Origin of the sequence: Tenacibaculum jejuense (genome assembly GCF_900198195.1) — a bacterium.
Classification (GTDB): Bacteria; Bacteroidota; Bacteroidia; order Flavobacteriales; family Flavobacteriaceae; genus Polaribacter; species Polaribacter jejuensis.
Window position 1 is genome coordinate 840,092 of sequence record NZ_LT899436.1, and the last position, 16,392, is coordinate 856,483.

Sequence of the window (16,392 nt, forward strand, 5' to 3'; positions counted from 1 at the left end):
GACCTTATTTTTTAATAAAATCTTTTTCAATGTCTCTAATATGAATTGCTTTCAATGATAGTAAACTAAATAATAGGCCAACAGCGTAATAACACTTAGGTGTCCCACGTATAATAGTTTTAGGACATACAAACTCGCCTTTTATATGCATAATTGAGGCCAGTGTAGCAGCCAAAAAAGCAAATCCTATGGTGATAAAATATAGATAATGTTTCTTGTTTAAAATGTGTACTGTTAATGCAGTTACAAAACAAGATAACATAACATAGCATACAGGAATTTGTTGTACTTTCGGACAAGCATTTCCAGTTTTAATTTCTTCAACAACAACTCTACTAATAGCTAAAATTCCTACAGTAAAGAACAAATAGATGGTTATTGAAATTAAATTTCGAAATGCTTTCATTAATTAATTTTGGTTTACTATAGTTACCTAAATTGAGATCCTTCATCGGATCTTTAGTCAATTTTTAGAACTATTATTTATAGTTAATGTAGTAATTAATGAATGGGGATTCACAACATTACTTTTATATACTGAACACTTACGTTTTGTATTTAATCAAAACATAAATAGTTAATAATTAGATAAAACTACATAATTTTCTGCAACAATCAAATCTTGATGAGTTTCATTGTTAAGAATGAACAATAATTAAATCGATTTATAACCAGTATGTTAGCAAACATTTGATTTTATTAAAAAATCGAACTATATTTGAAAAAATAGTTCGATTTATGAATTCGAAACGCAAAACTCAAATAGCATATCCAACAGTTTTATTGTTTTTAGGATTATCAGTTTCTTACTTACTTTTATATTATTTATTCGATACTAGAATTATAAATGAAAGTTTAACGGTTATAATTGGTGCTTTTTTAGCTTACAGTATGTTTACTGTAGTTCACGAAGCTAGTCATGGAAATATTTCAAGAGGAAATTCAAAATTCATCATTTTAGAAAAGTGTGTAGGTTGGATTTCTGCTAGTTTTCTTTTTTTTCCATTTAGCGCTTTTAAAATAATTCACCTGAAACATCATGCGCATACAAACGATTCAGAAGAAGATCCAGATGGTTATGTTAGAGGAAAAAATATGCTGACCATATTTTTTAAATGTTTGACTTTAATCGGACATTATTACGTAGTTTCTCTGGGAGTTGAGAGTAAGAAGAATGAAGCTATAAGAAAAACTAGAAACCAAACGTTAATTTTTATTTCACTAATACCAATTATCACAATTGGAGTCTCTACATTTAATTTTTGGTATGAATTTATAATGGTATTCTTATTACCAGCTTTGGTTGCTGCGCCTATTTTAGGTTTTACTTTCGATTGGCTTCCTCATTATCCACATCATAATATGGATAAATATCATAACACAAGAATAGTAACTATTCCTGGTTTGGAATTTTTATCATTTTTCCAGAGTTATCATTTAATACATCATTTGTATCCTCGAGTTCCTTTTTATTTATACAAGAAAAAATATCAATTAGTAGAGCAAGAGTTGAGAAATGAAAAATCTCCAATTGAAGGTTTTGGAGTGAACGAATTAAAAGTTTTGAATTCTAAGAATACGTATACAGATGTACTAGAAGGTAAAACATGGAGATATTCTTTAGAAGTAGCTCAAGTTCGAAAATTAACTCACGATAGCGCAGAAATACAATTCAAAAATTTAGGAAACATTCCATATCAATTTAACGCAGGACAATATGTGGTCATTTCAATGTTAGTTGATGGAGAAAAAGTGAGCCGATGTTATTCGATTTGTTCCAATCCTAATTTAAGGGAACTAAAAATTGGAGTGAAACGTGTTTCCGGAGGAAAATTATCTAACAGGATATTAGATCATGTATCGGAAGGTAAATATGTGAATGTTGCGGGTCCTTTTGGAACTTTTAAATTCAAAGATGAAATAGATGTAGAGCATCATGTCTTTATTGCTGGCGGAAGTGGAATAACACCAATTATTTCAATACTCCAAAAAATACTTCAAGATGGAATAACTAATGTGAGTTTGATTTATGGATGCAAATCAGAAAAAGATATCATGTTCCATAAAGAATTAATTGATCTTCAAAATAAGTATCCAAATCAATTTTCATTGAAATTGACTTATGATTTGTTAACCAATGCTTATCAAACTGAATTATTGAGTCATTTCGAAAAAGCAAATTATTATATCTGTGGACCAACTCCAATGATGGAAGCTTCAAAAGAGGTTTTGTATAAAAAAGGAGTTACTTCTGATCATATCATTATTGAAGAATTCTCATATCAAGAAGCTAAACCTTTTGGGAATTCTTACAAGGTGTCAATAAATAACAAGCACTTTTCAGTTTACGAATCTGAAACAATTTTAGAAGGCGCAAAAAGAAATAAAGTTGCAATTCCTTATGCATGTAGTATGGGACAGTGTGGAACTTGTAAGTGTGAGTTAAAGAAAGGAAAAGTAGCTTGGAAAACGGAGGAACAATCTGTATTGTTAGAAAACGAAAAGAATGAAGGTTTTATACTAACATGTATGTGTAAACCTAAATCAGATATTAAACTCAACTCATAACATATGACGAAAGATAAATACGATTATGTAATCATTGGAAGTGGTTTTGGCGGTTCGGTGAGTGCCTTACGATTAGCTCAAAAAGGATATTCTGTTTTGGTAATCGAAAAAGGAAAATGGTTTAAGCCAAAAGATTTCCCGAAAACAAACTGGAATCTAAAAAAGTGGCTTTGGGAACCTCGTTTAAGATTGTTTGGTTTTTTTAAAATGACATACTTGAATCATGTGAGTATACTTTCTGGAGTTGGAGTTGGTGGAGGTTCTTTAACGTATGCTAATACGTTGCCTATTCCTAAAAAAGAGTTCTTTACCTCAGGAAGTTGGAATGGACTTAAAGATTGGGAAACAGAACTAGCTCCGCATTATAAAGAAGCGTATCGAATGTTAGGTGCTGAAGAGAATCCTTACTTCGGTGCAGCTGATCATTTAATCAAAGATTTGTCGAAAGATTTAGATAGAGAAAAACATTTCTCAACGACTAAAGTTGCAGTTCATTTTGGCAAACCTGGAGAAAAAGTAAAAGATCCATATTTTAATGGCGAAGGTCCAGATCGAGCCGCGTGTAATTATTGTGGAGCTTGTATGACAGGTTGTCGATTCAATGCTAAAAATACGTTGGATAAAAACTATCTCTATTTTGCTCAAAAGCTAGGCGTAGAAATTATAGCGGAACATGAAGTGTTAGATGTGTTGCCTAAAAATAATGTGAATGGAAAATCTGGATATGAAATTCATTTCAAAAAAAGTACATCGATATTTTCTAAAACAAAGAAAGTTGAAGCAAACGGAGTTGTATTTTCTGGAGGAGTTTTAGGGACAGTGCCTTTATTGTTAAAATTGAAACAAAAAAAATCATTACCCAATTTATCTGAAATGGTTGGTGGAAATATTAGAACAAATAATGAGTCGTTACTATTACTAACATCAACAGAGAAGAAATCAAAAGATTATTCAAAAGGAATAGCAATAGGTTCGATCCTACATATCGATAAAAATAGTCATCTTGAACCTGTTCGTTATGGCAAAGGTTCTGGGTTTTTTAGAACACTAACAATTCCTTCAGTGCAACATAAATATGCAATAGTTCGAATTTTAGGAGTTTTTGGTGTGTTGTTTAAATCACCGGTTCAATTATTTCAAACAATATTTACAAAAGCCTATAGCAAACGAACAACAGTATTACTTTTTATGCAAACTTTAGATAGCACATTACGGTTAAAGTTAGGAAAAGTAACACAGTTGAAAACTGAAAAAGAATCTAACGAAGCACCAAGTGGTTTTATTCCTGAAGCATCTAAACTGGCAAAAATATTAGGTCAGAAAGTAAAAGCGATTCCATTTTCGAATTTTGCTGATGTATTATTAGGAACTCCAACTACAGCTCATATTTTGGGTGGAGCTGTAATGGGAGAAACTAAAGAAGAAGGAGTTATTGATAAAAACAATAAAGTCTTTGGTTACGAGAATATGTTTGTATGTGATGGATCGATGATTTCTGCAAATCCTGGAGTAAATCCTTCGTTGTCGATTACAGCTATTTCAGAATTAGCTATGTCTAAAATTCCAAATAAAATTGAAACTCAACCAACAAAATAAATAGTATTGAAACCAAAACCGATTTTAGAAGAATTTGAACTTCCTTGTGGAGTTATAATTAAAAACAGAATTGCAAAAGCAGCAATGACCGAGCGTTTAGCAAATAAGAAACAACACGCTACTAAAGCGATTGCTGATTTATATCAACATTGGTCTTCTAATGGAGCAGGATTATTAATTTCAGGAAATATTTTGGTAGATAAACGTTACAAAGAAGCTTCAGCAAATATTGTTTTAGAAGATGAAAGTGGTATTGCAGCTTTACAAGAAGTAACAAAAATAGCAACGCAAAATAATACACAGTTTTGGGCTCAAATTAATCATGCAGGTCGTCAATCGTCTATCTTTTCAACTTTTAAACCGATAGCTCCATCTGCGATTCAGCTTAAAAAATTAATGCTGTTTGCTAAACCTAAAGCAATGTCTTTAGATGAAATTAAAGACGTTGAAAACCGTTTTGTAAACACTGCTGTTTTAGCAAAAAAAGCAGGTTTTACAGGAGTACAAATTCATGCTGCTCATGGATATTTATTGAGTCAGTTTTTATCTCCAAAAACAAATAAAAGACAAGACGATTATGGTGGTCATATTGAAAACAGAGCCAGATTACTTTTCGACATAGTTAAACGAGTTCGTCAAATTTTAGGAGCTGATTTTCCCATATCAGTTAAATTGAATAGCGCCGATTTTCAACGAGGTGGATTTAACGAAGAAGACGCAATGTTTGTAATTAAAAAGTTAGAGCATTTAAAGATTGATTTACTTGAAATATCTGGCGGAACTTATGAAAATATTGTCTTTCTAACAGAACGATACGAACGTGAATCTACTCGAAAAAGAGAAGCGTATTTTCTTGATTTTGCAAAAAAGATCAAATCAGAAACAACACTACCAATAATGGTTACAGGCGGATTTCGATCTCAAAAGTTCTGTAATGATGTTTTAGCGAATAAAGAATTAGAAATGATCGGGTTTGCACGTCCGTTTATCACAGATCTAAACTTTCCAAAGGCATTTCTAGAGGATGAAAACTATAGAGTAAGTGATGCTACTTTTGAGTTTAAAATTAAGAAGATGAAAGATTTTGCTGAAGCTGGTTTTTATGATTATCAAATACATCAATTAGCGAAAGGAAAATCATTAAAGCCAAACTATAATCCATATCTTGCCGTACTAAGATTAACTAAGAATGAAATGGTAAAAGGTTGGTTTTAAGTTATGGGTAGAAAAGCAATAGATAGAGAAAGAAAACAGTTGTCGAAAAAAGCAGAAGTTTGGGTAAAAGAGCTGTTTTACAAAGTGCAATATGAAAAACTTAATAAATTAACTTTAGATGATTTAGCAGCTCTTATTCAAAAAAGTAAAAGTACAATTTATACCTATTTTAAGACTAAAGAAGAGATATATCAAACTATGGTAGCTATGATTTTGAATGATATTCAAGAAGTAGTTTTTGATGAGTTACCTAATGAAGCAGATTTAGTCGTTTTATATGAATCCATTCTGTTAAAAATAAGCGATGCAGTAGAAGGTATTTCAATTCATTTTTTAGATGAAATTCAAACTAATTTCCCGCAAATTTGGACTGAAATTAAAAGTATTACCGATAAAGTTTTAATTACTTTTTCTTTAATTTATGAGGAAGGAATGAAAACAGGTGTTTTTACGAATTTTAATATCACTTTTTTGTTAGCCATGGATAACGCTTTTATTATGAATATAATGACAGATCATGAGCGTTTTAAAGATGAAAATTTAAGTTTAAAAGATATTGTTTCTCAATATTTACAGTTGAGAATTAAAGCTTTAACAAAATAAAAAAAGGATCAAACACCGTTTGATCCTTTTTTATTATAATCGAAGTTTTTAATAAGGGATAACAATGGCTCCTGAAAACTTTTCTTTAATTTTATTCAAAGCACGATCAGCTTCTAATTTGGTGTTAAAACGACCAACTTTTACTTTCCATTCTGGTAATTCGTAACTCATCTTCGGTTTACCAAATTCAGAAAACTTCATCATAAAGTTGTGTTTTATATTTTTAGCTCTTTGTTCACTACCGTTATACAACTGAATTCTATAACCACTACCGTGCTTTTTGTTATATTTTCTCTTTTTGGCTAACAGTGAATTAATACTTTGGTCATTAGTGTAATTAGATTGTGAATTTCCAATGTAAAGACCTAATGTTAAAAACATTACAAAAGCAAAAATTTTTCCGTTTATCATATTCTGTTTATAGTTTTTACAAAAGTAACGACTTGTGATCGAATAGATTGTCAAAATTATTTATTTAGAATCGATATAAATTACCAATTAGGAATCTCTTAACATTTCACATTTTATAGATATGTAGTAATTTTGTCGGAGTTTAAACACATGGTAGTTTTTACGTCAAGTGTAAACGTTATACAAATAGATACGAAATTTTTATAGTATGAAAAGTGTGAATTATCACAGTAAACTTAGTCGAGTACTTCTTAACAGCCTTACTTTCTTATTCGTTTTTTTAGTAAGCTTTTCTATAAATGCTCAAGATGTCGATATGGATCGACAAAAAGCAGGTAGAAAGTTATTTAATGCAAATTGTGCTTCTTGTCACAAGTTAAATAAAAAATCAACTGGTCCTGCTTTAGCTGGAGTTGAGAGTAGAAGAGAGAATGCATGGTTGAAGAAATGGATCCGTAACAATGCTGCTTTAAGAGCTTCTGGAGATGCTGATGCAATTGCTCTTTATGAAGAGTGGGGACAGGCAAATATGACAGCTTTTCCTCAGTTAACAGATGAGCAAATTGATAATATTTTATATTATACTACTGTTGGTGAAATAAAACCTACGGGTAGTCCTGGTGGAACTGATGATGTTCCAGTGCCAACTCAAGCATCATCTCCGACATGGGTGTTGTGGATTTTAGCAGCGGCTATCATTGTTGCTTTTTTAATTATAGCGAGTTTACTTAAAACGGTTAGTGAATTAAAAGGTGCGCCTAAAACTCCTGGTTTAATGGGGCAAGCTGCAGAATTGTGGGAAGGAGTTAAGAAAAATACATTTTTACATGTGTTGTTTGTAATCTTTGGAGCGCTAATAGCTGCTTACGTAGGTTTCGGAACTTTATTTAAAGTTGGTGTTGACCAAGGTTATCAACCAGTGCAACCAATTTTATTTTCACACAAAATTCACGCAGGAGACAATAAAATAGAATGTCAATATTGTCACTCTGCTGCAAAGCATAGTAAGCACTCTGGTATTCCTTCTTTAAATATCTGTATGAACTGTCACAAAAATATTGCTGAAGTTGCAGAAGGAACAAAAGTAGTATTAGAAGATGGTGGTAGAGTTGTAGGTAAAGCAGAATTAGATAAAGAGATCGCAAAAATCTATGAACACGTAGGTTGGGATCCTGAAAAATTAGAATATACTGGTGAAGAAAAGCCTATCGATTGGGTTAGAATTCATAACTTACCAGACTTTGCATATTTTAATCACTCACAACACGTAACAGTTGCAGGTGTTAAATGTCAAAAATGTCACGGTCCAGTAGAAGAAATGGAAGAGCTATATCAACACTCTCCATTAACTATGGGATGGTGTATCGATTGTCACAAGGAAACTAATGTGAACTTGAAGGGTAATGAATACTATGCTAAAATCCACGCGGAATTAGCTAAGAAGTATGGGGTAGATAAAGTTACTATCGCTCAGCTAGGTGGTAAAGAATGTGGTAAGTGTCATTACTAAAAAATAATTAATTAAGAATTCTATAATTGAGAGTGTAAAAGCTTTCAATCATTCAATAAAAACAAATAAATGGCTTCAAACAAAAAATACTGGCAAAGTGTTGAAGAACTAAAAGATAGTTCAGTTGTTGAAACGTTACGTGGTAAAGAGTTTGTTCAAGAGCTTCCTACAGACGAGTTTTTAGGAGATCAAGAAACTCTTGAAAATTCATCAACTTCTCGTAGAGATTTCTTGAAATATGTAGGTTTCACAACAGCAGCAGCTTCTTTAGCAGCATGTGAAGGTCCAGTTAGACAATCGATTCCTTATGTAATTCAACCTAACGACATTATTGTTGGTGTAGCAGATTGGTATGCGACAACGATTTCAGATGGTTTCGATTTTGCCAACGTATTAGTTAAAACTCGTGAAGGTCGTCCTATACAAATCATGCCTAACAAAGAGGTAGGAGGAACTACTACAGCGAGAGTTCAAGCATCTGTATTATCTTTATATGATGAGAAATTAAGAGTTAAAGCACCAAGAAAAGGTGAAACTCAAATTTCTTGGGCAGACGCAGACAAAGAAATTATAGCTAAGTTAGAAAGTTTAAAAGCTTCTAACGGATTAGTATATTTAATGACAGGAACTTTAGCGAGTCCTTCAACTGAAAAAGTTATTTCGGATTTTATCGCTAAATATCCTAATGTAAAACACGTAGTGTATGATGCAGTTTCAGAAAGTGCAACTGCAGATGCTTTTGAAGCAATGTACGGTAAACGTGCTTTACCAAATTACGATTTAAGTAAGGCAGAAGTTATTGCTTCTTTTGGTGCAGATTTCTTAGGAGATTGGCAAGGTGGATATGAGAAATCATACATAGAAGGAAGAAATGTAGATTCAGGTAAGATGTCTTACCACGTGCAGATTGAAGCAAATATGTCTTTAGCTGGTGCAAATGCAGATAAGCGATTAGTTGCTAAACCATCTGCACAAATGCATGCTTTAGTAACTTTATACAATGCAATTACAGGTGCTAGCTTGCCAACACAAGCAACACCAATTGATGCTCAAGTTAAAAAGTTAGCTAAAGATTTAAAGAAAGCAGGAAAAAAGGCTGTGGTTCTTGCTGGTATCAATGATGTAAATGCACAGACTATTGCTTTAGCTATTAATAAAGCTTTAGGAAGTATAGTTATCGATACAGAAAATGTAAACTTATTACGTCAAGGTAGCGATGCAAAAGTTGCTGCATTAGTACAAGATATTACTTCAGGTAAGGCTAAAGGTTTAATTACTTATAATGTAAATCCAGCTTATTCAATTGCTGGTTTCGGAGATGCGGTTAAAAAATTAGGTTTCTCTGTTGCGTTATCTACTCAAAATGATGAAACTGCTGTAACTACCCAATATACATTACCAGCTCCACATAATTTAGAGAGTTGGGGTGATGTAATGGCTACTGAAGGTAAATATAGTTTAATGCAACCAACAATTGCTCCTATATTTAGCTCACGTCAAGTACAAGATGTATTATTAAAGTGGTCTGGAGCAACTAAAAATTATTACGATACATTAAAAGAGTTCTGGAGTACAAATATACTTAATGGAGCTTCTTGGAATCAAGCATTACACGATGGTATTTTTATTGCCCCATCACCAGTTGCTGAAGCTGTAGTAGCTAATGAAGAAGTTACAACAGAAGAAGGAGATGAGGAAACTAAAGGATTGTCCGTTGCTGAAGCTGCTAGAACTATAGCTAAAGTAAAAGGATCAGAATTCGAGTTAAATTTATATACATCTGTTGCTTTAGGAGACGGTAATCAAGCAAACAACCCTTGGTTACAAGAATTTCCAGATCCAATCACACGTGCATCTTGGGATAACTATTTAACAGTTTCTCCAGCAGATGCAAAAACATTAGGTTTTGAAAATCCTGTTAAAGATAATGGTGCTATTGATGGTAACTTTGCTGAAATTACTTTAGGAGGTCAAACATTAAAAGTTCCGGTAATCATTCAACCAGGCCAAGCGCAGGGTTCTGTTGGTTTAGCTTTAGGTTATGGTAGAACTCAAAACTTAAAAGAAGAAATGCAAGTTGGGGTAAATGCTTACCCATTATATAAAGATAGAAATAACGTTCAGTTAGGTGTAGCAATTAAGAATTTAGGAGGATGGCATAAGTTTGCTTGCTTACAGGTTCAAAATACTTTAGCTGGTCGTCATGATATTTTAAGAGAAGCATCTTTAAAGGATGTTAATGACAGGTCTCTAGATCCAAAACATACTTGGAATAAGCCTTTCATGGTGTCTTATGATCACCAAGAGATAGAAGGTAGTGCTAGAAAAGTTGACTTATGGGATGAGCATGATAGAAGTTTAGGTCATCACTTTAACTTATCTATCGACTTATCTTCATGTACAGGTTGTGGAGCTTGTGTTGTTGCTTGTCATGCAGAAAATAACGTTCCAGTTGTAGGTAAAGATGAAGTACGTGTAGGTAGAGATATGCACTGGTTACGTATTGATCGTTATTACTCTTCTAAGGTACAAAATGATGCTACTATTGATGAATTCAAAGCAGAATTCAAAGCTAAATTAGTAGAAAAATATACAGCACTTGGAAATAATGCAGATGAAGCAAAAAAGAATGCAGAAACTGAATTCCATAAATTTGCAGATCAAGAGCTAGAAAGAAGATATGCTACAGAGGTATTAGGATTAAGTAAAGGTGATTTATTTGATGCTTTAGAGAATCCAGCTGATAATCCACAGGTTACTTTCCAACCAATGATGTGTCAGCACTGTAATCACGCACCTTGTGAAACAGTTTGTCCTGTTGCGGCAACTTCACACGGTCGCCAAGGTCAAAACCAAATGGCTTACAATCGTTGTGTAGGAACACGTTATTGTGCAAATAACTGTCCTTACCGTGTACGTCGTTTCAACTGGTTTAACTATGCAGATAATCAAGAATTCGACTTCAACATGAATAATGGTTACGGTAAAATGGTGTTAAATCCAGATGTTACTGTTCGTTCTCGTGGGGTTATGGAGAAGTGTTCTATGTGTATCCAAATGACTCAAGCTACTATTTTAAAAGCGAAAAGAGAAGGAAGAGCAGTGAAGAAGGATGAATTCCAAACTGCATGTTCTCAAGCTTGTTCTACAGGAGCAATGACTTTCGGAGATTTAAACAACTCTGAGGATACAGTAAGTAAATTAAAAGAAGATAGAAGAGCTTTCTACGTGTTAGATTACATTGGTACAAAACCAAACGTAGTGTATCAAGTGAAAGTAAGAAATACAAACGAAGCTTAACAATTAATATAAGTAAATAGATTATGTCGGGTCATTACGAATCGTCTTATAGAGAACCTTTAATATTAGGAGATAAGAGCTATCACGATATTACAGAGGATATAGCAAGACCAATTGAAGGTAAAGCCAACAAAAATTGGTACATCGCATTCTACATTTCTTTAGCAGCAATGTTATGGGGATTTGGATGTATTTTCTACACAGTAGGAACAGGTATTGGAGTATGGGGGCTTAGCAAGAATATTGGTTGGGCATGGGATATCACCAACTTTGTATGGTGGGTAGGTATCGGTCACGCCGGAACATTAATTTCTGCGGTACTTTTATTATTCCGTCAGAAATGGAGAATGGCAATTAACCGTTCTGCAGAGGCAATGACAATCTTTGCCGTATTCCAGGCAGGTTTATTCCCTATTATTCACATGGGACGTCCTTGGAATGGATATTGGGTTTTACCTATTCCAAACCAGTTTGGTTCATTATGGGTAAACTTTAATTCACCACTTTTATGGGACGTATTTGCGATTTCTACATATTTATCGGTATCATTAGTTTTCTGGTGGACTGGTTTATTACCTGATTTCGCAACTATACGAGATAGAGCAGTAAAACCTTTCCAAAAGAAAATATATGCTTTATTGTCTTTTGGATGGTCTGGTAGAGCAAAAGATTGGCAACGTTTTGAAGAAGTGTCTTTAGTTTTAGCTGGTTTAGCTACTCCTTTAGTACTTTCGGTACATACGATTGTATCTTTTGACTTCGCAACTTCTGTGAATCCAGGATGGCACTCGACAATTTTCCCTCCTTACTTCGTTGCTGGAGCGATCTTCTCAGGATTCGCAATGGTACAGACTTTATTAGGAGTGATGCGTAAGGTAACAAACTTAGAAGCTTACATTACTCGTTTACATATCGAGTATATGAATATCGTAATTATTTTAACAGGAGGTATTGTAGCTGTAGCTTATGCAACTGAGTTCTTTATTGCATGGTATACAGGATCTCCTTATGAGAATTACACATATTTATCATTCGGAGCAGAAGCTGGAGCTTATGGTTGGGCATTCTGGTCGTTAATGATTTTCAATATCATTATTCCACAGATTTTATGGATTAAGAAATTCAGAAGAAGTTTTGTTGTTTCTTTCTTAGTTTCTATCGCAATTAACATTGGTATGTGGTTCGAGCGTTTTGATATTATCGCAATCGTATTAAGTAAAGGTCAGTTACCATCTACATGGTGGCGTTTTGAACCAACATTCGTTGACGTTGGTATATTTATTGGAACAATCGGATTCTTCTTTGTGTTATTCTTATTATACGCAAGAACATTCCCAGTAATTCCAACAGCTGAGGTTAAAACGATATTAAAATCATCTGGAGAGAATTTCAAAAAACAAAGAGAGGAGAACAATGAGCACTAATAAAGTAATTCACGCGTTATATAATGATGATGATATCTTAATGGATGCCGTTAAGAAAGTAAAAGGAGAACATCATCATATTGAAGAGGTTTACACACCTTTCCCTGTTCACGGACTAGATAAAGCATTAGGGTTAGCTCCTACTCGTTTAGCAATCACTGCATTTTTATATGGTATTACAGGTACTTCAATCGCTACATGGTTAACATGGTATACAATGATTGCAGATTGGCCACAAGATATCGGAGGAAAGCCTAGTTTTTCTTGGCTAGAGAATATGCCAGCTTTCGTGCCAATTTTATTTGAGTTAACAGTATTTTTTGCAGCGCATCTAATGGTAATTACATTTTATATGCGTAGTAGAATTTGGCCATTTAAAGAAGCTGAAAATCCAGATCCAAGAACGACTGATGATCATTTTTTAATGGAGATACCAGTACACAATAACGAAGAAAAATTAACAGCACTTTTGGAGACTACAGGCGCTGTTGAAATTAAAGTAGTAGATAAGCATTAATATAAGATTATGAAGAGTTTAAAAATAGTTATTACTTTATTAGTAGTTGCAGTATTTGCCTCTTGTAACAACAAGCGTGAACGACAAGTACAGTATATGCCAGATATGTATGTATCTGTACCTTACGATGCGAATGGTGCTTCATCAGCTGGAGATGTTCCAGTGAACAGATTACCAGTGGCTGGTACTGTTAGTAAAAATGGTGTTGTAGCTTATGATATACCTGATTCTAATGAAGGATATGAGAAAGCTAAGGCTGAGTTAAAGAATCCTTTAAAGAATGATGATAAGAATTTAGCTAACGGTAAAAAAATGTATGGTATTTACTGTGCAGTTTGTCATGGTACTAAAGGTGATGGAAATGGAATTTTAATGCAGAGAGAAAAATTCTTAGGTATTCCAAACTACAAAGATAGAGACATCACAGAAGGTAGTATTTACCATGTTTTAATGTATGGTAAAAATATGATGGGATCTCATTCTTCACAACTTACTTACAAAGAGCGTTGGCAAGTTGTTCAGTATGTTCAGAAATTAAGAAGCGAATTAAAAAAATAAGTCTATAATAGATAGTTAAGATATGTACCAGTTTTCAGGAAAATTAAAAATGCTTGCTATTGGTTTAATGGTAATAGGTCTGATTGGAACTGCTATTAGTTTCATGAATACTCCTAAAACATTACAAGATGCAAAAGACATTTTAGCGAAACAAGAAGCATCTCATCATGGAAGTCATGGTGGTGGTCATGGTGAAGCAACAAATGATCATCATGCTAACACAGAGCATAAATCAGATACTCACAAAAGTGATCATAAAGAAGTAAAATCTAATGATGTTGCTCATACTAATGATCACAAAAAGGAAGTTAAAGCAGATTCTTTATCTCATAAAGAAGAAGCTGCAAATCATGCAGAGGACACACGTTTAACTGATAGTTTAAATGGTCATGTGGCTGAAAAAGCTCATGTTGATCCATCTTCTCATGCAGGAAATGATCATGATACAGCTCATCATGGAGATGACCACGAAGAGCATGCAAAACATGCTTTTCACCAAATGCAAAACAAACCATGGTCTGCTATTTATGTATCTTTAATTTTCTTTTTAGGAATTTCTCTTTTAGTTATGGCATTCTATGCAGCACAAAGAGTTGCTCATGCAGGTTGGTCTGTTGTATTATTTAGAGTGATGGAGGCTATTACAGCTAACTTACATTATGTAAGTGCGATCATGTTAGTTTTTATTATTGTAACAGCAATGCACATGAATCACTTATTCCCATGGATGGCTGATGGAGTTTTTGATCCACTAAGCGAAAACTATGATCCTATAATAGATGGAAAAAAATGGTTTATGAATTTACCAGGATGGGTAATGAGAAGTGTTTTCTATTTATTAGTATGGAATGGATTCCGTTTTTATATTAGAAAGAAATCTATAGAGCAAGATAATGGAGATTTAGATTTACACAAAAAGATCTATAATGTATCTGTAGTTTTCATATTATTATTCATGATTACTGAAAGTATGATGTCTTGGGACTGGATTATGGGAATTGATCCACACTGGTTCTCTACATTATTCGGATGGTACGTATTAGCAACTTTATTAGTATCTGCATTAACTGTAATTTGTTTAGTTACTCTATATTTAAGATCTAAAGGTCATTTACCATTTGTCAATGACAGTCACATCCATGATTTAGCTAAATTTATGTTTGGTTTTTCAGTATTCTGGACGTACTTATGGTTTGCTCAATTCATGTTAATTTGGTACGCAGATATGCCTGAGGAAACAACATATTTTGCTTTACGTTTCAAAGAGTATGTAGTTCCTTTCATTGGTATGATTGCATTAAACTTTATTTTCCCAATTTTATTATTAATAAACAGTGATTTTAAAACTGTGCCTTGGGTTATAGTAATTGCTGGAGTATTTATTTTAGTAGGTCATTATGTTGATTTATTTGTAATGATTATGCCAGGTACTGTAGGTGCACAATGGGGATTCGGAATTGGTGAGATTAGTGCCTTCTTATTCTTCCTTGGATTATTCATTTTTGCAACATTTAATGCTTTTGCTAAAGCAAACCCAGTAGTAAAAGGAAATCCATTTTTACACGAAAGTGAAATTCATCACTATTATATTATAGAACACAGAGGAGAAGATAACGCTCATCATTAATAACAAGTATTAAAAAAATAAGTATATAAGTATGCTAGCTTTATTTTATATTTTCATCGCAATAACAGTAGGAGTGAGTTTTTGGCAAATCACGCGTATAATGAATTTACGTAGTGTTATTGCTAATGATGATGATAACAACAAACAAGGTAAGATTGCTTTAGGTTTCCTAGTATTTTTATACGCAATGATGATTTATTGTTTATTAGCAATGAATGTAATCATGTTACCAGAGAGTGCATCTATTGAGGGTGAACACGATGACAGACTTTTCAATATTACGTTTATATTGATAGGTATTGTACAGTTTATTATGCAATTTTTAATTTTCTTCTTTACTTATAAGTACAGAGGTAATAAAAATAAGAAAGCTTTATTCTTTGCAGATAGCCATAAGTTAGAGTTAATTTGGACAGTTATTCCAGCCGTAACAATTGTATTATTAATCGGATATGGATTATGGCAGTGGAACAACGTAATGTATGTTGGAGACGATGAGAATCCAATAGTAATTGAAGTTTACTCGCAGCAGTTCAGATGGGATGCTCGTTATGCAGGTTCAGATAATGAATTAGGATTAGGAAATGTAAATTTTATCGATATCAATAAATCTAATACAATGGGTGTTGATATGTCTGATCCTAAAGCTCAAGATGATAAACAAGTTACAGAGTTATACTTACCAAAAGGGAAAAAGGTTTTATTCAAATTCCGTTCTCAAGACGTATTACACTCTGCATACATGCCTCACTTTAGAGCTCAAATGAACTGTGTTCCAGGTATGGTTACTCAATTTGCATTTACTCCGAAGTATACTACTGAAGAGATGCGTAATAACGAGGAAGTAATTGCAAAAGCAAAAGGAATAAATAAAATAAGACAAGCAAAAGGTGAAGAACCTTATGTGTTTGATTATTTATTATTATGTAATAAGATTTGTGGAGCTTCTCACTACAACATGCAAATGAAAATTACAGTTGTAGAAGAGGCTGATTACAAAAAGTGGTTAGGAGAGCAAAAAACATTAGCTCAAGTTATTAAATAAGATTAATCGTAAAAATTT

Annotated in this window: 13 protein-coding genes; 11 read left to right on the top strand and 2 right to left on the bottom strand. The window is 33.1% G+C overall.

What is annotated here, in order from left to right:
- Nucleotides 1–4 precede the first annotated feature (4 nt).
- Nucleotides 5–406, bottom strand: coding sequence for a hypothetical protein (locus AQ1685_RS03835; protein ID WP_095069621.1), 402 nt, complete (start codon nucleotides 404–406; stop codon nucleotides 5–7).
- A gap of 332 nt (nucleotides 407–738) precedes the next feature.
- Here AQ1685_RS03835 and AQ1685_RS03840 point away from each other — a divergent pair, with 332 nt between their 5' ends.
- The 4 genes from AQ1685_RS03840 to AQ1685_RS03855 are packed head-to-tail and all read left to right on the top strand — an operon-like array spanning nucleotide 739 to nucleotide 5,982.
- On the top strand, nucleotides 739–2,568 hold the full coding sequence (locus tag AQ1685_RS03840; protein ID WP_095069623.1) for a fatty acid desaturase: 1,830 nt from the start codon (nucleotides 739–741) through the stop codon (nucleotides 2,566–2,568).
- Between the two features lie 3 nt (nucleotides 2,569–2,571).
- Nucleotides 2,572–4,164 (top strand): GMC oxidoreductase, encoded by a 1,593-nt coding sequence (locus tag AQ1685_RS03845; RefSeq protein WP_095069625.1) that lies wholly within the window; start codon nucleotides 2,572–2,574, stop codon nucleotides 4,162–4,164.
- A gap of 6 nt (nucleotides 4,165–4,170) precedes the next feature.
- Nucleotides 4,171–5,379, top strand: coding sequence for an NADH:flavin oxidoreductase/NADH oxidase family protein (locus AQ1685_RS03850; RefSeq protein WP_095069627.1), 1,209 nt, complete (start codon nucleotides 4,171–4,173; stop codon nucleotides 5,377–5,379).
- Between the two features lie 3 nt (nucleotides 5,380–5,382).
- Nucleotides 5,383–5,982, top strand: coding sequence for a TetR/AcrR family transcriptional regulator (locus AQ1685_RS03855; RefSeq protein ID WP_095069629.1), 600 nt, complete (start codon nucleotides 5,383–5,385; stop codon nucleotides 5,980–5,982).
- A 48-nt stretch (nucleotides 5,983–6,030) separates the two neighbouring features.
- Here AQ1685_RS03855 and AQ1685_RS03860 read toward each other — a convergent pair whose 3' ends face one another.
- A complete protein-coding gene (locus tag AQ1685_RS03860; protein WP_095069631.1) occupies nucleotides 6,031–6,393 on the bottom strand; it encodes an SPOR domain-containing protein in 363 nt (120 codons plus the stop codon).
- A 208-nt stretch (nucleotides 6,394–6,601) separates the two neighbouring features.
- Here AQ1685_RS03860 and AQ1685_RS03865 point away from each other — a divergent pair, with 208 nt between their 5' ends.
- From AQ1685_RS03865 to AQ1685_RS03895, 7 genes are all read left to right on the top strand, one after another.
- Nucleotides 6,602–7,903 carry a c-type cytochrome gene (locus AQ1685_RS03865; protein ID WP_095069633.1) on the top strand — a complete coding sequence of 434 codons (1,302 nt, stop codon included), beginning with the start codon at nucleotides 6,602–6,604 and terminating at the stop codon, nucleotides 7,901–7,903.
- A gap of 69 nt (nucleotides 7,904–7,972) precedes the next feature.
- Nucleotides 7,973–11,203 (top strand): TAT-variant-translocated molybdopterin oxidoreductase, encoded by a 3,231-nt coding sequence (locus AQ1685_RS03870; RefSeq protein ID WP_095069634.1) that lies wholly within the window; start codon nucleotides 7,973–7,975, stop codon nucleotides 11,201–11,203.
- A 23-nt stretch (nucleotides 11,204–11,226) separates the two neighbouring features.
- Complete coding sequence (gene nrfD / locus AQ1685_RS03875; RefSeq protein ID WP_095069636.1) at nucleotides 11,227–12,627, top strand: NrfD/PsrC family molybdoenzyme membrane anchor subunit; 1,401 nt, start codon at nucleotides 11,227–11,229, stop codon at nucleotides 12,625–12,627.
- Nucleotides 12,617–13,144: a DUF3341 domain-containing protein gene (locus AQ1685_RS03880; protein WP_095069638.1), complete on the top strand. Its 528-nt coding sequence runs from the start codon at nucleotides 12,617–12,619 to the stop codon at nucleotides 13,142–13,144. Before nrfD ends, AQ1685_RS03880 begins: the two co-directional genes overlap by 11 nt.
- 9 nt (nucleotides 13,145–13,153) lie before the next feature.
- Nucleotides 13,154–13,702 carry a c-type cytochrome gene (locus tag AQ1685_RS03885; RefSeq protein ID WP_173862340.1) on the top strand — a complete coding sequence of 183 codons (549 nt, stop codon included), beginning with the start codon at nucleotides 13,154–13,156 and terminating at the stop codon, nucleotides 13,700–13,702.
- Nucleotides 13,703–13,724: 22 nt separating this feature from the next.
- The gene (locus AQ1685_RS03890) at nucleotides 13,725–15,329 is read left to right on the top strand and encodes a quinol:cytochrome C oxidoreductase (protein ID WP_095069639.1); all 1,605 of its coding nucleotides are present in this window, start codon (nucleotides 13,725–13,727) and stop codon (nucleotides 15,327–15,329) included.
- Nucleotides 15,330–15,360: 31 nt separating this feature from the next.
- Nucleotides 15,361–16,374 carry a cytochrome c oxidase subunit II gene (locus AQ1685_RS03895; protein ID WP_095069641.1) on the top strand — a complete coding sequence of 338 codons (1,014 nt, stop codon included), beginning with the start codon at nucleotides 15,361–15,363 and terminating at the stop codon, nucleotides 16,372–16,374.
- Nucleotides 16,375–16,392: the final 18 nt, after the last annotated feature.